Below are 21,029 nucleotides of genomic sequence, written 5' to 3'. Positions count from 1 at the left end.
TTATACAAGGAATCACCATGCAGATAGAATCAATCTCGGCAGGAAATAAAAAGATCGTGATGAATTTGCGCCACAGTGTTGAAGTTAAGGCTTTTGTTGATGCAAAAGCTGCTGAAAACAACCTGCTACCAAGTACCATGTACCGCAATATTTTCAATGCTGGGCTTAAAGCCATGTACAACTTAGATATACGAAATAATCAAATCGTTCAGGAATAACTAATCGTCTCGCTAGCTGATTGCTGGCCCCTTGATAAAAGTTTTTTTGTATTATCGTCAACAACTTAATGCGTTAAAATACGTGGCAGTACTAAAAATGCAGATAATTAATATTAGGTTGCTGTTTACTGATCAAGAGGCCAAATCTCAGGTATATGTGCGAAGGATTTCTGCGCCGAAATTTCCGGGCGACTGTTCAGGATTCCCAAGACCGCCACCGAAGAGATAAAGAATATTTCCCGCAAACTCACTGCGCACGACTCCAGCGAAATCGTGTTGAGCCTACAAAATGGGATTATAGAAATAACTCTGGTCAATGCGATCGTGTTAACTATAGCGCTGTTCCCGCAAAGCGTTGCCAGACTCCACAGCACCATGCATCAGTCGTTCGGCTGATGCACATTCAACGTCAATAGAGGATAGAATCATGTCGGATCAATCTGGAGTAATTAAAAAAATGGCCCAAATATTGGGTGCGATTGAAATTTATATTTATAAAAACAATGATCATTTATCCAAGCAGCGCAGCCGTTTTATAGATCTATGCACGATTGGGTTAGCCGAATTTGAAGACGATTTTTTCACCTATGACCAACTTAAGAATTTGGTCGTTAATATGGTTAACCAGTGCGAATCCTCGTCCGCCATCAAATGGCGCATTGATGTAGATAACTGTACTGCCGATCAAGTGGCGGTTATTTGCCAGCTCAGCCAAAAGCGGTTTGCAATGCCATTAAGTTTGTTTATGGCATCAGCCCTGATGGGTAGTACAACGCGAAATCCATTGCATAGATGATTGATTAGGACGGGTTTTAGTGTGCACCAACTTAAGCTAATCATGACGGTTTTTTCATAAATACTGGAGTCTAAAAATATGTTTTTGGACGACTCATTACTGTTTGTCGTATAACAAAAATACACGCTTTGCTTGTCCGTTGGCAATATGTACTATAGATTGTAGGCAAAGCCTTTTAGACGTGAAGTTTAAGTTTTTTCTTGGTGATGAGTAAAAATGCGTAACTATTTGGATGTTCTTTCATAGAAATCACCTAAGTTGATATGTATGGGGTTGCGGCTACCGTCTCTAACCATCCGAGCTGAGCAAATTGGCGCGATCAGTCGGGTAAGTCGAGTATGCTTTTTTATGCCCGATATTCCTGTGGTTAGATATAACGACTGATTTTTTAAGATAATTACATTCGGTGATGAATCCACTTACATCATTTATCTATAACAACGCAATTAATTCAAGCGCCCGGTCAATCTCCTCAAACGTATTATAAAAATGCGGAGAAAACCGTATGCCGCCGCCACGCAAGGCGCAAACCACGCCGTTTTCCTGCAAATGTTGATATAACGCTTCGTTTGCAACCGTCCGGTGTTTGAAGGTCACAATGCCGGATTTCAGTCGACTATGCTGCCCCGACAATAAAACCAACTGCCCGTTTTTATCAATCGCATCGTTTAAATAATCGGATTTCCCTAAAACCTGCGCTTCGACAGTTGCCATGCCTGTTTCCAGCAACAAAGACAAGCTGGCGGAAAATGCATGGATGCCCAGCATATTAGGGCTGCCGCATTCAAAACGACGGGCAGTGGGATGAACTTCCCACGGTTTGTTTTCATAATTATGGATGTCTTTCATCATGTGCCAGCCGTACTGAGTCAGCTTTAGTTTGTCTCTGGCTTCGGGCGTAGTGTAAAAAACGCCCAAGCCTTCAGGCCCGAACATCCATTTATGACCGTCGGCCATCACAAAATCCGCTTGATAGGCCTGTACATCAAACTGCACCGCGCCGAGACTCTGGATCGCATCAATGCAAAACAATATGCCGCGCTGCGTGCAGAATTCGCCGATTCTTTCCAAATCCATACGCAGACCCGAGGCGAATTGTATGGAGCTAATGGTTAATAAACGCGTGTTGATATCGACCAGAGCAAATAACGCATCCTCGGGTGTATCGGCGCTGTTTAGATCGGCTTGACGAAATTCCACACCCTGATCGGCCAATGATTCCCATGGCAGTCTGTTGGAAGGGAATTCCTCATTGCTGGACACAATGTTGTCGCCGGGCTGCCACGTTAAACCGTAGGCGACAAAAGACAAGGCTTCCGAGGTATTTTTAACCAGCCCAATATCGTCAGAGGAAGGAGCATTTAATAAAACCTGCAATTGGCTGCGCAATTCGGCTTCCTTATTTAGCCAGTCCGGATAAAAGTGCGAACCGTAGCGGGTGTTTTGCTCTGCAAACTTGATTACCGCCTCACCGGTTCTTTTAGGCCAGGGGCCTACGGCGGCATGGTTAAGATAGATCAATTCGTCGGTTAGGGGGAATTCAGGGTGTTTCATAGTATCTATCAGTAGGGAAGTTACTTAACACATACGCAGCTAAAATCAGTTTTGGTACGGCTATACAAAAATAGCTCCCATGCGCCGCAGGGAGCTATGCATTTCGCGGCTTAAGTTTGAAAGATTTGCGGATTATTTTTCTATTTTAATCGCCAGGAACACCGGGCTGCCCTGACGTTGTATCAATACAGCGATTGTTTTTCCGGTCGGGAGGTTTTTAACGGTTTTTTCAAAATCGGCCGCATCGCGAATAACGTTGTTCTGAATCCGTAAAATTACGTCGCCACGCTGAATACCGGCATCTTTGGCGGCACCTTTGCCCACATCCTGTACTAACACGCCATTTTTTGCAACTTGCAACGTTTCTCTTTGCAAGTCCGTTAAATCAATGACATTGATGCCCAGCCGGTTATGAGGCGTTTTTGGTGGCGCCGCTTTAGCTTCCGCCAACTTATCAACTTCATCGGGCAACAGTCCTACTTTAAAGTCGATGTTTTTGGTCTCACCTTGTCTGATGATTTTTAATGTGGCTTTGCTATTAATCGCTGTTATGCCTACCATGGGCGGCAAGTCACCCGAAGCTTCAATCGGCTGTCCATTAAATTCGGTAACAATGTCGCCTATCTGCAATCCGGCTTTTTCGGCAGGACTGTCGGGCAGCACTTTGGAAACCAATGCTCCTTGCGGTCTTTTCATGCCGAATGATTCCGCCAGTTCCCGCGTCACATCCTGTATCTGCACGCCTAGCCAGCCGTGCGCCGCTTTACCGGTGGCTTTTATTTGATCGACGACATTCATCACCACATCCATCGGTATGGCGAATGAAAGCCCCATAAACCCACCGGTACGGCTGTAGATCTGCGAGTTTATGCCAACGACTTTGCCTTCCATGTTAAATAACGGTCCGCCCGAATTGCCGGGGTTTATCGCGACGTCTGTCTGTATAAACGGTACGTAATTCCCACCGGGCAAGCTGCGCCCTTTGGCGCTGACTATGCCGGCTGTTACGGATTGCTCGAACCCAAAAGGCGATCCAATTGCCAATACCCACTCGCCGACCTGTAGCTTGTTCGGCTCGCCAATGGTAACGGCGGGCAAATTTTTGGCATCGACCTTTAATAGCGCAACATCGGTACGCGTATCGTAGCCGATCACTTTAGCTATCAGTTCTCGGCGATCGGATAATTTGACTACGATTTCATCGGCATCTTTTACCACATGACTATTGGTTAACACGTAACCATCCGGGGAAATAATAAAACCCGAGCCCAATGATGTGGTATCTCTTGGAACATACCCGCCGCCCTGTTCCTCTAAGAAGCGCCTAAAAAACTCTTCCAATTCCGGAGGCATTCCTTCCGGTAGCTGCGGTTGTTCGGGGGCGTTTTCAGCCTCAGGCGGCGCTTTTTGCGTGGTGCTGACGTTGACCACAGCAACGCCGTTGGTCTTTACCATTTCGGTAAAATCCGGCAATTGAGCTAATACGTTTTGATTAAACAAAACGATCAGAAAAAAGCACCATTTAACTTTCTTGAACATAAAAACCTCCATTTAAAGTTGTTTATGAAATAACTTATGTAAAAATAACAATCCAAATAATAGATATAGCTTTTGAGAAAAGTTCCGCCCTATTTCTAAGGCTGTACACTCGTTGGTCTTGATAGTAACAGAGTCAAAATATATCTGGATAGCTATATAAAAAAAATTGCTATCATACTAAAAAGCTATATTATCCATTAACGGCAACTAAGCGTGTTAATACTATAAACTTTCTTTCATTTGTCCTGCTCACTATCTTTACCTAATGCCTTGTCCCCAAAATTACGATGTCCTCATTATTGGCAGCGGCGGCGCGGGCTTAAGCTTGGCGCTTAAGCTGGCGGATCATTCAATGCGTATTGCCGTCCTGTCGAAATTCGCTTTGACTGCTGGCAGCACTTATTATGCGCAAGGCGGTATATCAGCTGTTTTCGGCGCCGATGATTCTATCGAGTCGCATATTGAAGATACGCTGGATGCTGGTGCAGGGCTTTGTGATCCCGAAATTGTTAGACTGACCGTGACGCACGGCAAAAGCTCGATAGATTGGCTGAGGAAACAGGGTGTGGTTTTTACCGAGGAGCAGACGGAATCCGGGGAAACAAAGCTGCATTTAAACAAGGAAGGCGGACATTCTCATCGCCGCATCGTGCATACCGCCGATGCAACAGGCAAGGCGGTGTCTCTGTCATTGATCGAACGGGCTCAGGAACACGCCAATATCGAACTGTTCGAACACCATAATGTGGTGGAGTTAATTACCAGCCCCAGGGGCGCGGAAAAACGGATTTTGGGCGCTTATGTTCTGGACTCAAAACAGCAGCAGGTCAAGACGATAGCGGCTCGCGTCGTAGTTCTGGCAACCGGCGGCGCAAGCAAGGCTTATCTTTACAGCACCAACCCGCAAAGCGCAACCGGCGATGGCATAGCCTTGGCTTGGCGCGCTGGTTGTCGCGTCAGTAATATGGAATTCATGCAATTTCATCCGACATGTCTTTATCATCCGCATGCACAGTCATTTTTGATCAGTGAAGCGGTAAGAGGCGAGGGCGGCAAGTTGATCTTGCCGGACGGTTCACCTTTTATGCATCATTTCGATTCGAGAGAGGAATTGGCGCCTCGGGATATTGTGGCCCGCGCTATCGATCATGAAATGAAAAAGCGAGGCATGGACTGTGTTTATCTCGATATTAGCCACAAACCGGAACAGTTTATACGCGAGCACTTTCCGACGATTTACCAGCAATGTCTTGAGTTTGATATAGACATCACCAAGCAGCCTATTCCTGTCGTTCCGGCTGCACATTACACTTGCGGCGGCGTGTTAACCGACAGCTATGCCCGCACTGACATCGCCAATCTCTATGCGATAGGCGAGGTTGCCTGTACCGGGTTGCACGGCGCCAATCGCATGGCCAGCAACTCGTTATTGGAATGTCTGGTGTTTGCTGAACGGGCCAGCGAGGATATTTTGCAGAAATTGCCCGGCATTTTACCGCCACCGGAAATCCCGGATTGGGATGAATCGCAAGTCAGTGATTCCGATGAAGAAGTGGTTGTTTCACATAACTGGGATGAATTGCGCCGCTTTATGTGGGACTATGTCGGTATCGTCAGAACCGACAAGCGCTTAAGCCGGGCAATGAATCGTGTGGAGTTGCTTAAAAAGGAAATCGCTGAATATTACAGTAATTTCCGTGTTACCAGCGATTTACTGGAACTGCGCAATCTGGTTATTGCCTCCGAGCTAATCATCCGTTGCGCCCAGCAACGTAAGGAAAGCCGTGGTCTACATTATACGCTCGACTATCCTGAAACCGATAACAGCAAACTTGCGCAAAATACTATTCTGACCCCGTGCCCGATTGACCGCCATTGATACGCTAAGGGATTAACAGCGGTTTGATAGCCTGGGCCGCTTGTTCGCAGTCTATAGCTGATTGCTCGACGCGTCGGCTCAAAAAAAGTCCGATGCTTAAACCATCAATATCACGAGAAGCATACTCGTTAAGATCGGCGCACACCTGTTGCATATGTTGCTCTGCCTGCATTAGGGCATCCGGTCTTTCAACCTCATTGTTTTCCAGCAGCATCATCACTTCGCTGGTCATCCGGTTTTGCAAACGGAACACTTCTTCTACGTGATGAGCGAACTCTTCACGTGATTGATTGTTTGCGCCATATCCGCCAAAAAAAGGCACGGCACAGCCAGATATTAACGAAGCAATAGCGAGCGTTGTTAAGCTTCTAAGAATAACCAAACCCTTATTACAATCTGTCATTTGATTTTTTAACCACACATACAAGTCTCATCAATTAGTCTCAATATACTATAAATTCATCTTGGTTGAGTACGAAAACAACAATTTTTACCTGATGTTTTTTCATTTTGCAGCAATAAAACACCTTATTATTCCCCTTGTTTTTTTGTATTACTCGCCCATTCTAGGTGTATACTTCATTATCCCTTATCCATAAAAAATTCAACAATACGGTGTCAAACTGATGACTGAAAAGACAGCAAGCAAATACCTGTTAAACCTTGAAAAACACTTCGCCGCTGACAATCCTGTATTACTGAAAGCTTCAAAAGTCTTTCAGGAACTCGATCAAATTGAATACGATCTGGGGCTCATTGAAATGGATGAAACGACCGCTAGTAAAAATTCATGGTGGCCAGTAATTAGCTTGATTGGCGGCAACTCAACGGCCAAATCCAAATTTATTAATAATTATCTGGGTTCCGATAATCTGTTTTCCGGCATTCAAACATCCAGTCATAAATTTACGGTTTTGCTGCATAACAATCAGTCCAACCCGACAACTTTGCCCGGCACTGCGCTGGACGTAGATCACCGATTTCCATTCTATCAAATTAGCCGCAAAATCGAGCAACAGCAAGAAGGCGAAGGTGAGCGCATTAATTCTTATCTGGAATTGAAAACGCTTAATAGCGACCGGCTGAAAAGTAAGCTTTTTATCGATGCGCCGAACATCAGTGCAGCACCGTCCAATCCGGTCATGTCGATGTTGGTAAAACATACCATTGAAAATTCCGATCTGGTTTTAATTTTTACCGATATTTTTGATTCCACATCGCCCTTGGTCGATGAAGTAATAGAGAACATTAAGCTCCACCAGGACTCCAATAGATTTGTTTATTTGATAGATAGACCGGCAACTATGTTGAGTTCGACTACAAACAGCGAGATCATATCTTCATGGCAAAGAAAGCTTGCAGGATTGGGATTAAACACCGGTCAGTTTATTGTTTTGTCTAGTCAGGAAGACGGCATTAGTCCTCAAAACCCTGCCGACTTTGCCGCGGTAGACCAGCGCATAGCCAATGTAGGGTATGACCGTACTTATCGCGTGTTGAACACACTCGAGAAAAATGTCCGTGAAATTAATAATGTGGTGATGCCTGAAGTTAAAAAAGCTATTGTGCAATGGAAAGATCGGTCAACCTTTTCCAGTCTGATTGTCCTGGGATTTATTGCTACTATTGCCATCTTTGCGGAAATACAAACCGGTATTCTGGAGTTCTTGATAGACCCTGTTATTGGGCCTGCAATAATCATTGCATTATTACTGATCATGATGCCGCTACATATTCTTTTCAGCAAGCTTCAGGCGAAATTAATTATCAGCCAACTTAATGCCCGGCAAAAAGAACTCCATTTAATGGAGAATTTAGCCGGTATTTTCGAAAAAAGCCTGACTTTCAGCCGCATGATGCTTCCGATTTCCGAGCCCGTTGGCTGGAATAAAAAAACAAAGCTTCGTTTGGCTCAGATATCCAGTAAAACCAAAGAACTGGTTCAGTTATTGAATGATAATTTCAGCACCTATGATGGACTATCCTTAACCGGTCATTCGGATTCACCGGATTTTAAATAGTATCCACATGTCCACGGAGGGGAGCTTGCGCCCTGGCGGCTTAAACAGTTTGTAAAAAACTTAGGTAACTATGGATGCTTTAAAACAATACTTGCCGTTATGCTGGTTAAGAAATAACCCGCTTGATTTGCCGAGGTCAGTCGATTTTTTTAAACAAAATCTGCTGTTCTATTTTGTTGCTGAGTATTTTATGCAAGCCAACATGACCGACGACCCGTTGGAATCGTTTACGGAAGTCAGTATAGAAACATTGTTAACGCTTATATTTATAGGCGTGATGCTGTTCTTTAACAGGACGTTATACGCTTATGTACAAGTGACGACAGCGATTATATTCTGCGCCAATATAATCGGCCTGTTCGTCATACCAGTGTTGATTTGGCTAACTATGAGTGAAGAGCCTTTAAGCTATTATTTGTTAGGCCTGCTTTTATTTTGGGATTATGCTGTGGTAACTCATATTATCAAGCAAGTTCTATCCATTAATATTATTGCCAGTTTGGTATTGTCTTTGTTCTATTTTATAGCCACTTATTTTGGCGCCTTTGCGCTGGGTCAGTTACTGTAACTGACCAAAAGCCTCCACTTCTTATCTACAATCCCTGTAGATTAAAGGGCAGATCAGCATTAAGTTTACTTGAGTCGGATATGCTGGAGCATTACTGGCATCACAAGGAGATTCGTGAAATACCGACTGCCTTACGCAATTCCTTCATAAACGGTATGCTCACAGAACGTGCTTTTTGTGCTCCGTCCTGCAACTGCTCTTCGATATGTTCCGGCGCTTGCATCAATGCTTCATAACGTTCCCTTGCCGGAACTATATGTTCATTAATATGCTCAAAAAGCACCTGTTTCATTTCACCCCAGGCAATGCCGTCTGCATAACGTTGCCGTATTTCAGCGACTTCCGCTTGGGTGGCAAAGGCCTGATAGATGCTGAACAACGTGCAACCTTCTGGGTCTTTGGGTTCTCCCGGTTCCAGCGAATTAGTTTTAATCTTGTTAATAAGTTTTCTTAGTTTCTTTTCAGGTTCGAATAACGGGATAGTATTGTTATAACTTTTGCTCATCTTGCGTCCGTCCAGGCCTGCCAATGTTGAGGCATGCTCTTCAACGACAGCCTCCGGCAGCACGAAATGTTCGCCGTAAATGTGATTGAAACGCCCGGCAATATCTCTGGCCATCTCAATATGCTGAATCTGATCCTTGCCTACAGGGACTTTATTGGCATTAAACATCAGCATGTCGGCTGCCATTAATATCGGGTAGCTGAACAAGCCCATAGTAATGCCTTTATCCGCATCGTTTTCGCCGCTCTGTTCATTTTCTGCAACTGCCGCTTTATAGGCGTGCGCTCTGTTCATCAGGCCTTTTGCTGCGACACAAGTCAACATCCAGGAGAGTTCCAGGATTTCCGGTACATCCGATTGCCGATAGAAAACCGCGTTCGACGTGTCCAGCCCTAAAGCCAGCCAAGTTGCGGCAATTTCAAGGCTGGATTGCCTGACTTTTTCCGGTTCCTGGCATTTAATCAGCGCATGATAATCGGCCAGAAAATAAAAGGGCGTAACATTCGCATCCTTACTCGCCGCAATGGCAGGCCTGATTGCACCGACATAATTACCCAAATGCGGCGTGCCTGTGGTTGTAATTCCAGTTAAAACTATTGCTTTATTCATCAAGTAATACTCAAGAGTCTGATTGTGTAAAGATCAAAATTGGCACCATATTACATAAATTCAGGCTAATATCCAGTGGAATAGCTTGGTTCGACTTATTTAAAAAGCGTAGAATCAATAGATGACGTTCTGTGATATCTTCAGCTATACGTTTTTGTACTGCTTATTTGTTGATCTATAATGCTAAATTAAAACGATAAATGGTAAGAGACATGAATGCCGAGCTTTTCAATAGTTAAATAAACATTTATAATGCGCGGTTCTTAGGGGCTATTGGCTCCTCCTTGCTTTACCATCTTTATAAGACAGAGGTGGAAGGCTTAACCCGAAAGGAAAAACCATGCGACATTATGAAATTGTCTTTTTAGTCCATCCTGATCAGAGCTCTCAGGTCCCAGCGATGATTGAACGTTATAAATCAACCATCGAAACAGCAGCCGGAAAAATCCATCGTTTGGAAGACTGGGGTCGAAGACACCTAGCTTATCCAATCAATAAGATTCATAAAGCGCATTATGTGCTGATGAATGTTGAATGCGATCAAGCCACCTTGGAAGAGTTAGAAAGCGGCTTCCGATTTAACGATGCCATCTTGCGTAGCATGACTTTATTGCAAAAAGCAGCTATCACAGGACCGTCCATCATTGCTACATCAACCGCCGAAGAAAATAAAGCGGCCGAATCAAAAGCCAAAGATGCGGCTGCAAGAGCAGCTGTGACAGACATTGATGATGAACTTGATTTAGATGATATCGACGAAGACTTTGATGCTGACGCACTCGCTTCTGAATAACACTTTTTAACACTTGGATTTACGAGAATTATTATGGCACGTAACATTAGACGCAAAAAATTCTGCCGATTCAGTGCAGAAGGTGGAACAGAGATCGACTATAAAGATCTGGACTTGTTGAGCGATTACATTACCGAAACCGGTAAAATTGTTCCTAGTCGCATTACAGGAACCAGCGCCAAGTATCAAAGACAATTAGGTGTTGCAATTAAACGCGCTCGTTTTATTGCCCTGTTGCCTTTCTGCGACGCTCATAAATAATACACTGGACCGATTTCGGTGGGCTTTTTAGCTGAGTACATTATGCGGGGGAGAATGCAAGCCATGATAGTGGCTTCTACTCTTGCAATGGTATCTCTGATTATGCCTCCAGTGAGCATAGTAAGTTCAGCTTCTGTTGCTCTTGTCACTTTAAGGCGGGGAGCTGTTGAAGGCTTAATCATTTTGGGAGCTTCAACTGCGATAGTGGGAGTGCTCGGGTTTTTCTTGTTAGGCAATTATCAGGTTGTATTGCTTTATGGGATGGGGCTGTGGGTTCCGGTTTGGCTGATTTCGATCATCTTAAGAGAGGGGCGGTATTTATCTCTAGCGGTTGAGATTGCAGTATTAATTGGTGTCTTGGGGGTTGTCGGTTGTTATCTTTATAATGCCGAGTTGGCAACGATGTGGAAGAATATTCTTTCGCAGATGTTGCCTGCGAATGCTCCCATTGAAGATATGCAGCATACACTGGATGTGCTTTCCCATTACATGACAGGAATAGTTGCGGCCGCATCGGTATTTGGCCTGCTATTTGGTCTGTTTTTGGGGCGGTGGTGGCAGTCTTTACTCTATAACCCTGGCGGATTTAGACAAGAGTTTTTGTCATTAAATACGCACCCAAGGTTAGCAGTAGGCAGTATCGTGGTGGTAATAATTGCATCATTAAGTTCTGGTGTGGTTTCTGAGATTTCATGGAATATCGCTATTTTGCTGTTTGTGCTGTATACCTGTATTGGAACGGCGGTGTTGCATACTGTCTTCGCCTCAATGAAGTTGGGCCGATATATGGTCCCGATGTTCTATGTGACATTGTTTTTGATACCCCATGCCATGCTGCCTGTCGCTTTAATTGGACTGAGTGATACATGGATGAACTTACGAAATAAAATTTCGAATCAACAGACGCCTTGATGGCGTAAAAATAGCCGGATAAAATCCGATAATGAGGTAATAAAAGATGGAAGTTATTCTTCTTGAAAAGGTAGCAAACTTGGGTAATCTGGGTGACAAAGTTGTCATCAAATCAGGTTATGGCAGAAACTATCTTGTTCCATACGGTAAAGCCGTTGCTGCAACGCCTAGCAAAATTGCTGAATTTGAAGCGCGTCGCGCAGAGCTTGAGAAAGCGGCTGCTGAAAAACTGAGTGCGGCTCAAGCACGTGCAAATGCATTGGGCAAGCTTCAGGTTGTCATCACTCATAAAGCTGGCGATGAAGGTAAATTGTTCGGCTCAGTCGGTACGCAGACTATCGCTGATGCGATTACTGGAGCGGGTGTGGCGGTTGAAAAACATGAAATCCGTTTGCCTCAGGGTGTTATTCGTCAGATCGGTGAATACCAGATCGACATTGTCTGTCATACCGATGTTGTCGTAAAAATGCCTATTAAAATTGCAGCTGAAGCATAATATTTAAAGGTCGATACAAAAAGATAAAAGGTTGTAGGGTTTTGTATCTCCTGCAATCTTGAGTCTTTTTTTCTATGCGAGTCTTTTATTCCTGTCTTTTTTATCTCTTAATTCCCTTCATATTGGTTCGCCTGATCTGGCGAAGTATCAAAGCACCCGCATACCGATATAGATGGAACGAACGGTTTGCTTTTTATAATAAAGAGTTTCCTCGGAATGTCGTTTGGTTTCACGCGGTTTCCGTGGGCGAAGCTGAGGCTTTATTTCCGCTAGCCAAGCAAATGCTACAGCATCATCCTGATGCCAAATTATTAATTACGACCACAACACCCACAGGCTCTGCCCGAGTTAAAGCAGTGATGCAGGAAAGCGTGGAGCATGTTTACCTGCCGTATGACATCCCTGATGCGGTCAACCGGTTTATGCGGTGTTTTGAGCCGAGAATAGCCGTCATCATGGAAACCGAAATTTGGCCTAATCTTTTTGCCTATTGCGGCAAAAATAAGGTTCCTTTATACATTATCAATGCCCGCTTATCTGAGAAATCGGCAAACGGTTATCAGAAAATCCCCCTTCTTATTTCCCCGGCTTTAACCTGCGTCAAACTGATTGCAGCGCAAACTCAGGATGATGCCAAGCGGTTTATCGCTATTGGTGCCAAACACGAAAAGGTCAGAATGTTGGGTAATATAAAGTTTGATGTTGAGGTTTCAAATGAAATTATTGAGCAAGGCTCGCGGTTAAAAGCCGATTTATTTGGCGACAGGTTTGTCTGGTTAATTGCCAGTACCCATAAAAATGAAGAGATGATATTTCTTGAAATATACAAAGAAATTAAGCAGAAGATCCCTGAATTATTGCTGGTTATTGTGCCAAGGCATCCTGAACGTTTTGGCGAAGTAAAAAAGTTGTGTGAGCAGTATCAGCAGACTCTGGTAACGCGCACATCCGGCGAAATTTGCCGGCAGGATACCGACATTTATCTGGTCGATACCATGGGTGAGTTAAAAAAGTTTTATGCCGCTTCTGATGCAGCGTTTGTCGGCGGCAGCATGGTACCTGTTGGTGGGCACAATATTCTTGAGGCAGCAGCAGTTGGAACTCCGGTTTTGTTTGGCCCGTATATGGCGAATTTTAAGGAAATAGCTGAAGGCGTCCTACAGCAGGATGCTGCAATACAATGCCGAAATAAAAACGAAATAATCAGTGCGATTGTCGCTTTATATTTAGACCCTGCAAATAGGCAATTGTTAGCTGAAAAGGGCAAGGCGTTTGTTCGACAAAATCAAGGCGCTATTACTAGAGTTTTTAAATGTCTTGATCAAGACATTTGATTATCCGTTGATGCGCTATGCTATGTCGGTGTAAAGGTTTTGTGCGTTGGCCTTAGGGTTAATTTCTTCATAAAATCTCTCGGAAATTACCGTTCAAAAAATAATTCTTTACTGGTAATAGAAATCGATTTGATTAATGAGGTGTTGCAATGCCGTATCAAGCCGATATGAAGCCCGCTTTATTTCGCAGCCAACGCGGTTTATTTGTTTAGTGTGCTTGTAGGGAATAGTTATATTGTTGACTATTTCGAAGCAGGCAAGATGTACGCTTTTATCGGGTAGGACGATATTGCAGTCTGTGTGTAGTCCACCGATAGCTGAAAAATACTGATCTTCAGTTGGATCAAGATAGGATAGGCCGGTAACGCTAATATCAGCTATATTAAAACAGTCGGCTTGATTTTTATACTGTACTTTAACGGGAATATTGATGGGTACTTTCACCCGGCGAGCATTTCTTCGTTGTATCCATTCCATGCTTTTGGGAAGATGAGTCATTAAAGTGAATGAGCCATCTGTATAATATCCGCTTAATCCGCTTAATATAAAACTAACGGCTATGCCTTCAAGATTGGTAAACACTTCCAGCGCATTTTGCTTAAGCAGATCTTTATTAAATCGTTCGTTTTGGAAGCCGTCCAAAAAAACATGGTTTTTTTCGATATGGGTGATCGTCGTTAAGAGTGTGCTTGTTGCAAATTTTCCAGGAACTTTAATAGCCAACAGGGCGTTTTTATTAAATAGGTGATTTAGCTTTTTCCTTATCTCTTCCTGATTGACAATAGTGTAGTTATTACACGTATTGTCGATAATTGCGGGTTCAGAAGCGTATTTGCGGTGCCGTGTCTCTTGATTGGATTGAAATGTTAGCATTGTGTATGTGCCTGATGAAATGTATTAGGTATAACTATTGAGCAATAAATTTGCCATAATAAAATCTAATAATTGTTTCAGTTGCTTATGTATTTTTCATTTTTATTTGGATGTTATAAGGACTCGTTTTGCAAGTGGCTTGACTATAGCAGCATAAAGTTATGTTAATAATATCGATAAAAAAGGCAGGTTGGTGTTGATATTTTGACGGATAACAATATGTGATTCGAGTGCAGTTGCGGGCGGATATGCCCGGCAAAAAAAACCTCCCAATACTTTTTTAATAGCAGGGGAGGTATTAAATAAGCAGCATATCATTATTGGGACTGCTTATAGTTCGACACTAGGAGGTAAGCTGACCATCTTGAGTTTGGCTGTTTAATGCCACAAGTTGCTTTAAACGTTTAAATAATAAACAGTCGCCCAATGTTTATCTGTGCGTTATCGCACAAAATTCAATATCTTAAGTATGTGGTCGATTAGTTTTGCCATGCAAGTTTTGTAATACGAGTTTAAGTGTCTATATTTGCATCCTCATGTATTAATTATTCAATATCTAAGTGGAGTTTTCCAGTTCTTAAGTTTTGTTTGGTTAATGTTGGTGGGTTTCTTTGTGCGATAATAATATTTTTTAGTGTGAATAAGCGCCTCCAATAATTAAAGTTAAAGAATTTGTTATTGGCGTAATGCAGCAAAAAGTCCCTGTTTTCAATATATCCACTCTTTTTCATAAGCTTTACTATAGACTTCACTATTGATGAGATACGTTACACCATGAATGAAATAAAAGATAAATCAATTCAAGTCTTTATTGACGAACTTGCCAGCAAGGCGCCTACTCCTGGTGGCGGTAGCGCGGCAGCGGTAATGGGTGCACAGGCTGCCGCTTTAATCAGCATGGTTTGTAATTTGACCATAGGCAAACCTAAATACGCTGAGGTCGAAGTTGAAATGCAGGAATTGTTGAAAAAATCAGAAGCGTTACGTGAAAAGTTGACTGGTATGATTAAAGCTGACGTTGACGTTTTTGATTGCCTAATGGTGACGTATGGCTTGCCAAAAGACTCCGATGAAGAAAAGGCTGAGCGTAGCGCGGCTATCCAGACTGTATTAAAAGAAGCCACTATTGTTCCTTTAATGTGTGCTCGCGCTTGTGCAGAAACTATTGCATTGAGCAGAATTGCAGCAGAAAAAGGTAATACAGGCGTAATCAGTGATGCTGGTGTTGCAGTAATGGCCGCTTACGGTGCTCTAAAAAGCGCTGCGTTAAATGTTTACATTAATGCGGGTGGGCTTAAAGACAGAGCTTTTGCAGATGCGAAACTGGTTGAGTTGGAGACAATTTTGAAAGGCGCTGACGTCGCTACAGAAGAGGTTTATCAAATCGTTAAATCCAAGCTATAAGCATTAAAAGTAAAAAACAATTTGCTATATTTAAGGGGTTGATTCGTAACTCATCGATTGGATATAAGCAGGGCTGGCTGTATTTTTTTGATAAACTTTTATAGGTGACGCAAAAAAAATATTGACGATATAAAGAAGCATCGTTATCATAAGCAGCTCTTCAGGTGGTTGAGAAGTTAAGCAAGCCATTAAAAGGAGATTGTCGGGGTATAGCGCAGTTTGGTAGCGCGCCTGCTTTGGGAGCAGGATGTCGGGAGTTCGAATCTCTCTACCCCGACCAGTTTAGCGCTTGTAGCTCAACCGGATAGAGCACCGGCCTTCTAAGCCGGGGGTCGCAGGTTCGAGTCCTGCCAAGCGCGCCATTTGCAGTACATCTCATTAACACCGCTACATTATGGTGAGCGTAGCTCAGTCGGTAGAGCCCCGGATTGTGATTCCGGTTGTCGTGGGTTCGAGCCCCATCGTTCACCCCATTTAATTATTTAAGTCAATAAGTTATATTGTTTTTGTGCCATAAAAATGGTGGCAAAGCAGCTACTCACCGGAAGATTCAACCGTCTTCAATTTCACATCATAGATTTTTAGCATTAACGCGTTTAAAGCCGCTCAGGATTTAGTACGCCAGCTTTGTGAAATCCGCACAAATGGCTTTCTGTCTCAAAGTCACGTTGATAGATTTTTGTAAATGAGTGATTGATCCTCCTTCGCGGTAGCTAAAACTGACAACCAGCGTGTTTTATATTATTGTTATTTTCAATATAACAATTTAATACTATAAAAATGCATATTAAGCTCAAGCTAAAATATCATTCCAGCAAGCAGAAGGTTATCAGTGCAAACCGTTTACGCAGCTAAAAAACATTATCAACATCTGTATTTCCAAGTCCTTACCGCCATTGGCATCGGCATTTTGCTCGGCTATTTCTACCCTGAAACCGGTGTTGCGATGAAGCCGCTCGGTGACGGCTTCATCAAACTGATTAAAATGATCATCGCACCTATCATCTTCTGTACCGTGGTAAATGGAATTGCAGGTATGCGGGAGCTGGACAAGGTCGGCCGTGTCGGCATTAAGGCGCTGCTCTATTTTGAAGTCGTGAGTACGCTGGCACTGGTTATCGGACTGCTTGTAGTGCATGTCATTCAACCTGGGGCTGGCATGAATGTCGATGCAAGCATGCTGGATACTAAAAGCCTTATGGCTTATACCGATACGGCAAAAACGCAAAACACGGTCGATTTCTTGCTAAATATCATCCCTGTCAGCGTAGTGGATGCCTTTGCCAAGGGCGATATATTGCAGGTATTGTTGTTTTCGTTGTTGTTTGGCTTTTCGCTGGCCGCGATGAAAGAGACGGGAGCGGAAGTGACTGTGTTCATCAGCAAGATTTCGCACGTATTGTTCGGCATAATAGAAACCATTATGAAATTGGCGCCGATTGGAGCCTTCGGTTCCATGGCGTTTACCATCGGCAAATACGGCGTTGCGTCGCTGGTGCCGTTGGCAAGTTTAATGGGCAGCTTTTATCTGACCTGTCTGCTGTTCATTTTTATCGTGCTCGGATTGATCGCCAGGTTTACTGGTTTCAGCATCATCAAATTTATCGTTTATATCAAGGACGAGCTGCTTATCGTGTTAGGCACTTCGTCCTCTGAATCGGTGCTGCCCCGAATCATGATCAAGCTGGAAAAAATGGGTTGTTCCAAGTCCGTTGTCGGTTTGGTTATTCCGACCGGCTATTCATTTAACCTTGACGGTACCTCAATTTATCTTGCGATGGCCGCTGTTTTTGTCGCTCAGGCGACCAATACTGCTCTGACAATGACGCAGGAGCTGACCTTGCTTGGCGTGCTGCTGCTCACCTCGAAAGGCGCTGCCGGCGTAACCGGGAGCGGTTTTATTACTCTTGCGGCAACACTCTCAGTTATTCCGGCCATTCCTGTCGCAGGGCTTGCGCTTATCTTGGGTATCGATCGCTTCATGTCCGAAGCCCGCGCGTTGACCAATCTTATCGGCAACGGAGTTGCCACCGTGGTTGCTGCAAAATGGGAAAATGAATTGGATATGCAAAAGCTTAATGATGCGTTCGACTATATTGATGTAGCAACAGTCGCCGTACCGCCCGATATTTCTGAATAGTTACGGCAACTAAATTACTTTGACTTATCTTACGTCAAGCGCAAATCACTTCACTATCGTTTAATGAACACACAGGCTGGGCCATGAGAATTTTACTGGTTTTATTGTTATGCTTGCCCGGCTGGGTTAACGCGGAAATTTATGAGTGGCAAGATGCGGATGGCAACAAGCATTTTTCCGATCATCCGGTTGCCGAAGCAAAAATAGTCGACATAAAACCGGGATATGATTTTTACAGGGTCAAGACGGTTTACGATGGCGATACCGTGGAGCTGGAGGACGGACGTAAAATCCGGTTTTTGGGCATCAATACGCCGGAAGTTCAGCATCGGGATAAGTTAGCCGATGTGGGCGGCGATGAGGCCAAACGTTGGTTGACCGATAAGCTGAAAAATACCCGCGTCCGACTGGAAATCGGGGCTGAAAAAACCGATAAATATGGTAGAACGTTGGCGCATTTATTCACCGAAAACAAAGAGCATATCAACTTGAAATTGGTTGAGTCCGGTCTGGCTTCTGTCAATATCTATCCATCCGAGTTGCTGTATGTCGATGAGCTGGTTAAGGCGCAGAATCAGGCGGAGCGAGCCAAACTCGGTATTTGGGGTCGGCCTGAATATGCTGCAATACCGGTCGGCAGCCTTACAGAAACAGGGCATCCGGGCTGGACGCGCCTGGTCGGTAAGGTGGTTAATATTCATCTTACCCGAAAGTCGATTTATCTGGAGTTTTCCGATGAATTCGAGGCGCGCATCGAGAGCAAATGGCTGGATTTATTTCCCGATGTTAATAGCTATTTGGGTAAAACCATCGAAGTGCGCGGTTGGCTGAACAGAAGGGCAGGGCATTTGTCGATGCTGATTCGTCATCCGAGTGCGATTAAGGAAAAGACTTAGCAGTTATTTTACTCACCACGAAGACACGAAGAAACAAAATTTCGTGTCCTTCGTGTCTCGGTAACTGCTCCATGCGTTGCTCTACCTCCTGCATCCATGCAGTCGTTCGTGGTGAATTCTTTTAAATTTTTATTTGACTAGCCAGTCCTATAAACTATCGCACTTTAACATTACCCGAGATTTAAATGACAGCTCCGCAAATTGGTTTTATTAGTTTGGGTTGCCCCAAAGCCCTGGTCGACAGCGAAAGAATTTTAACCAAGCTTCGTTCAGAGGGTTACACCGTTTCGCCGACTTACCAGGATGCCGACCTGGTCGTGGTGAATACCTGCGGTTTTATCGATGCGGCGGTGGAAGAATCGCTGGACAGCATCGGCGAGGCGCTGGCTCAAAACGGCAAGGTCATCGTTACCGGCTGCTTGGGTTCCAGGGAAGCCGAAATCAGGGAACGTCATCCGCAAGTTTTAAAAGTGACCGGCGCTCACGCCTTGGAAGAAGTCGTGGCGGCTGTGCATGAACATCTGCCGCCTCCTCATGACCCGTTTATCAGTCTGGTGCCGCCGCAAGGCATTAAGCTGACGCCACGGCATTATGCTTATTTGAAGATTTCCGAAGGCTGCAATCATCGTTGTACTTTTTGCATTATCCCTTCAATGCGCGGCGACTTGGTCAGCAGGCCGATTGATGATGTGATGCTGGAAGCCGAACGTCTAGCCAATGCCGGAGTAAAGGAATTGCTGGTGGTTTCGCAAGATACCAGCGCCTACGGACTGGATTTAAAGTATCAAAGCAGGGACTGGAAAGGCCGTTCGGTTAGAACCCGTTTTTATGAGTTAGCCGAGGCGCTGGGCGACTTGGGTATTTGGGTCAGGATGCATTACGTTTATCCGTATCCGCATGTCGATGAAGTGATCCCGTTAATGGCCGAGGGCAAAATCCTGCCTTACCTGGACATACCGTTTCAACACGCCAACAGCCGCATCCTAAAACTGATGAAACGTCCGGCGGCTAGCGAAAATAATCTGGAACGCGTTAAAGCATGGCGCGAAATCTGTCCCGATATTACCTTGCGCAGCACGTTTATCGTCGGCTTTCCCGGCGAGACCGAGCAGGAGTTTGAGCAGCTGCTGGATTTTTTGAGCGAAGCGCAAATGGATAGAGTCGGCTGCTTTGCTTATTCGCCGGTCAAAGGCGCGGTTGCCAATGATTTGCCCGATCAAATACCTGAAGAAGTCAAACAGGAACGCTTGGCCCGGTTCATGGCGCACCAGGCTGAAATCAGCGCCGAGCGTTTGCAGCAACGGGTTGGCAGAATCGAAACGGTGTTGATCGATGAAGTGGTCGAAGAGGGCGCGGTCGCCAGAAGTAAGGCCGATGCGCCGGAAATCGACGGGCAGGTATTTATCGATGGCGCGACGCATTTGAAAGTCGGCGATTTTGTCGATGTCGAACTCGAAGAAGCGGATGAATATGATTTGTGGGGACATTTGATTTAGGATTTGCTGGGTACTAATAATTTACCCGGCATCAGACCTTCCAGGTTTTAAAAACCTGGAAGGTCTATGTCTACCGTAGCTAGGCGCATTCCTGGGTCTATTAATCATTGAAAGGGTAAATTGCGAAACTCTAGCGGATGTTATAATATAACATTTGATTTCAGATAGACGTTTCTTGCAATGACCACACTCGCCGAAGCCAGCCTCAACCATCCCCATTCTTCAGAACACGATCACAAAAAATGTGTCAGCGAGGCTTTGGATACTGCCGAGCATTTGTGCGTGGTTCGCGGCGTACAATTAACTCCTATCCGTCACCAAGTGCTGGAACTGATCTGGGATAGCCATAAAGCCGTTAAGGCTTATGAGTTGTTAGACCGTATCAAACCCCTGCAAAATGCCGCAAAACCCGCGACAATTTACCGCGCACTGGATTTTTTGATGGAGCAAGGCTTGATTCACCGTGTGGAAAGCCTTAATGCTTTCGTCGGTTGCAGTAGCTCCGGTCATCAACATGAGCAGTTACTGTTAATCTGTAAGCACTGCAATGAAGTCGAGGAACGTCCCGCCACTGAAGTTATGCAAGCCCTGTCGCAAGAGTTCGATCAAGCGGGTTTTATCGTGCACAGCAAAGCAATAGAAGTTCACGGCATCTGCATTAAATGTGCAGCGCTTTACGACGATCAAGATTGACGCGCTGAGGATATATGGTCGGCAAACTTCCCTAAACCCGAA

The 21,029-nt window shown here is 44.5% G+C and carries 20 protein-coding genes and 3 tRNA genes; 18 read left to right on the top strand and 5 right to left on the bottom strand.

Annotated elements, in window-relative coordinates:
* Nucleotides 1-17 precede the first annotated feature (17 nt).
* On the top strand, nucleotides 18-218 hold the full coding sequence (locus tag EPO18_RS01005; protein ID WP_292429265.1) for a hypothetical protein: 201 nt from the start codon (nucleotides 18-20) through the stop codon (nucleotides 216-218).
* A gap of 427 nt (nucleotides 219-645) precedes the next feature.
* A complete protein-coding gene (locus EPO18_RS01000) occupies nucleotides 646-1,014 on the top strand; it encodes a hypothetical protein (protein WP_292429262.1) in 369 nt (122 codons plus the stop codon).
* Between the two features lie 432 nt (nucleotides 1,015-1,446).
* Here EPO18_RS01000 and EPO18_RS00995 read toward each other — a convergent pair whose 3' ends face one another.
* Together EPO18_RS00995 and EPO18_RS00990 are read right to left on the bottom strand one after the other, a co-directional pair.
* Entirely contained in the window at nucleotides 1,447-2,568 is a 1,122-nt protein-coding gene (locus EPO18_RS00995; protein WP_292429260.1) for an aminotransferase class V-fold PLP-dependent enzyme, read from the bottom strand.
* Between the two features lie 132 nt (nucleotides 2,569-2,700).
* Nucleotides 2,701-4,107: a DegQ family serine endoprotease gene (locus EPO18_RS00990; protein ID WP_292429257.1), complete on the bottom strand. Its 1,407-nt coding sequence runs from the start codon at nucleotides 4,105-4,107 to the stop codon at nucleotides 2,701-2,703.
* A 265-nt stretch (nucleotides 4,108-4,372) separates the two neighbouring features.
* Here EPO18_RS00990 and nadB point away from each other — a divergent pair, with 265 nt between their 5' ends.
* The gene (gene nadB / locus EPO18_RS00985; RefSeq protein ID WP_292429254.1) at nucleotides 4,373-5,986 is read left to right on the top strand and encodes an L-aspartate oxidase; all 1,614 of its coding nucleotides are present in this window, start codon (nucleotides 4,373-4,375) and stop codon (nucleotides 5,984-5,986) included.
* Between the two features lie 4 nt (nucleotides 5,987-5,990).
* On the opposite strand, the gene EPO18_RS00980 is transcribed toward nadB, so the two are convergent.
* Nucleotides 5,991-6,389 carry a hypothetical protein gene (locus EPO18_RS00980; protein WP_292429251.1) on the bottom strand — a complete coding sequence of 133 codons (399 nt, stop codon included), beginning with the start codon at nucleotides 6,387-6,389 and terminating at the stop codon, nucleotides 5,991-5,993.
* Nucleotides 6,390-6,612: 223 nt separating this feature from the next.
* Between EPO18_RS00980 and EPO18_RS00975 the strand changes: the two genes are divergently transcribed.
* Nucleotides 6,613-8,007: a P-loop NTPase family protein gene (locus tag EPO18_RS00975; protein WP_292429247.1), complete on the top strand. Its 1,395-nt coding sequence runs from the start codon at nucleotides 6,613-6,615 to the stop codon at nucleotides 8,005-8,007.
* A gap of 70 nt (nucleotides 8,008-8,077) precedes the next feature.
* A complete protein-coding gene (locus EPO18_RS00970) occupies nucleotides 8,078-8,575 on the top strand; it encodes a hypothetical protein (RefSeq protein ID WP_292429244.1) in 498 nt (165 codons plus the stop codon).
* A 100-nt stretch (nucleotides 8,576-8,675) separates the two neighbouring features.
* Here EPO18_RS00970 and EPO18_RS00965 read toward each other — a convergent pair whose 3' ends face one another.
* A complete protein-coding gene (locus EPO18_RS00965) occupies nucleotides 8,676-9,689 on the bottom strand; it encodes a tryptophan--tRNA ligase (protein WP_292429241.1) in 1,014 nt (337 codons plus the stop codon).
* 340 nt (nucleotides 9,690-10,029) lie between these two features.
* Between EPO18_RS00965 and rpsF the strand changes: the two genes are divergently transcribed.
* The 5 genes from rpsF (at nucleotide 10,030) to waaA (ending at nucleotide 13,485) form a co-directional block, all read left to right on the top strand.
* The gene (gene rpsF, locus EPO18_RS00960) at nucleotides 10,030-10,482 is read left to right on the top strand and encodes a 30S ribosomal protein S6 (RefSeq protein WP_292429238.1); all 453 of its coding nucleotides are present in this window, start codon (nucleotides 10,030-10,032) and stop codon (nucleotides 10,480-10,482) included.
* A 33-nt stretch (nucleotides 10,483-10,515) separates the two neighbouring features.
* Nucleotides 10,516-10,743 (top strand): 30S ribosomal protein S18, encoded by a 228-nt coding sequence (gene rpsR, locus EPO18_RS00955; RefSeq protein WP_104424167.1) that lies wholly within the window; start codon nucleotides 10,516-10,518, stop codon nucleotides 10,741-10,743.
* 63 nt (nucleotides 10,744-10,806) lie between these two features.
* Nucleotides 10,807-11,655 (top strand): YybS family protein, encoded by an 849-nt coding sequence (locus EPO18_RS00950; protein WP_292429434.1) that lies wholly within the window; start codon nucleotides 10,807-10,809, stop codon nucleotides 11,653-11,655.
* A 46-nt stretch (nucleotides 11,656-11,701) separates the two neighbouring features.
* Nucleotides 11,702-12,151 (top strand): 50S ribosomal protein L9, encoded by a 450-nt coding sequence (rplI, locus tag EPO18_RS00945; RefSeq protein ID WP_292429231.1) that lies wholly within the window; start codon nucleotides 11,702-11,704, stop codon nucleotides 12,149-12,151.
* Nucleotides 12,152-12,225: 74 nt separating this feature from the next.
* Complete coding sequence (waaA, locus tag EPO18_RS00940; protein WP_292429228.1) at nucleotides 12,226-13,485, top strand: lipid IV(A) 3-deoxy-D-manno-octulosonic acid transferase; 1,260 nt, start codon at nucleotides 12,226-12,228, stop codon at nucleotides 13,483-13,485.
* A 108-nt stretch (nucleotides 13,486-13,593) separates the two neighbouring features.
* On the opposite strand, the gene EPO18_RS00935 is transcribed toward waaA, so the two are convergent.
* Nucleotides 13,594-14,358 (bottom strand): flagellar brake protein, encoded by a 765-nt coding sequence (locus EPO18_RS00935; RefSeq protein WP_292429226.1) that lies wholly within the window; start codon nucleotides 14,356-14,358, stop codon nucleotides 13,594-13,596.
* Between the two features lie 774 nt (nucleotides 14,359-15,132).
* On the opposite strand from EPO18_RS00935, the gene fchA reads away from it, so the two are divergent.
* The 8 genes from fchA to EPO18_RS00895 all read left to right on the top strand — a co-directional run bounded on the left by fchA (nucleotide 15,133) and on the right by EPO18_RS00895 (nucleotide 20,987).
* The gene (gene fchA, locus EPO18_RS00930; RefSeq protein ID WP_292429223.1) at nucleotides 15,133-15,762 is read left to right on the top strand and encodes a methenyltetrahydrofolate cyclohydrolase; all 630 of its coding nucleotides are present in this window, start codon (nucleotides 15,133-15,135) and stop codon (nucleotides 15,760-15,762) included.
* Between the two features lie 203 nt (nucleotides 15,763-15,965).
* Nucleotides 15,966-16,042, top strand: a tRNA-Pro gene (locus tag EPO18_RS00925).
* Between the two features lie 5 nt (nucleotides 16,043-16,047).
* Nucleotides 16,048-16,124 (top strand) — tRNA-Arg (locus EPO18_RS00920).
* 35 nt (nucleotides 16,125-16,159) lie between these two features.
* Nucleotides 16,160-16,235, top strand: a tRNA-His gene (locus EPO18_RS00915).
* Nucleotides 16,236-16,594: 359 nt separating this feature from the next.
* Nucleotides 16,595-17,902 (top strand): dicarboxylate/amino acid:cation symporter, encoded by a 1,308-nt coding sequence (locus tag EPO18_RS00910; protein WP_292429220.1) that lies wholly within the window; start codon nucleotides 16,595-16,597, stop codon nucleotides 17,900-17,902.
* A gap of 83 nt (nucleotides 17,903-17,985) precedes the next feature.
* The gene (locus EPO18_RS00905; protein WP_292429217.1) at nucleotides 17,986-18,798 is read left to right on the top strand and encodes a thermonuclease family protein; all 813 of its coding nucleotides are present in this window, start codon (nucleotides 17,986-17,988) and stop codon (nucleotides 18,796-18,798) included.
* Between the two features lie 185 nt (nucleotides 18,799-18,983).
* Complete coding sequence (rimO, locus tag EPO18_RS00900; protein ID WP_292429214.1) at nucleotides 18,984-20,294, top strand: 30S ribosomal protein S12 methylthiotransferase RimO; 1,311 nt, start codon at nucleotides 18,984-18,986, stop codon at nucleotides 20,292-20,294.
* A gap of 180 nt (nucleotides 20,295-20,474) precedes the next feature.
* Nucleotides 20,475-20,987: a transcriptional repressor gene (locus tag EPO18_RS00895; RefSeq protein WP_292429211.1), complete on the top strand. Its 513-nt coding sequence runs from the start codon at nucleotides 20,475-20,477 to the stop codon at nucleotides 20,985-20,987.
* Nucleotides 20,988-21,029: the final 42 nt, after the last annotated feature.

The sequence above is a fragment of the Methylobacter sp. genome, from assembly GCF_004322395.1.
Classification (GTDB): domain Bacteria; phylum Pseudomonadota; class Gammaproteobacteria; order Methylococcales; family Methylomonadaceae; genus Methylobacter_A.
The sequence above is the reverse complement of the archived record's forward strand: the minus strand, read 5'-3'. Positions and strand labels throughout refer to the sequence as shown.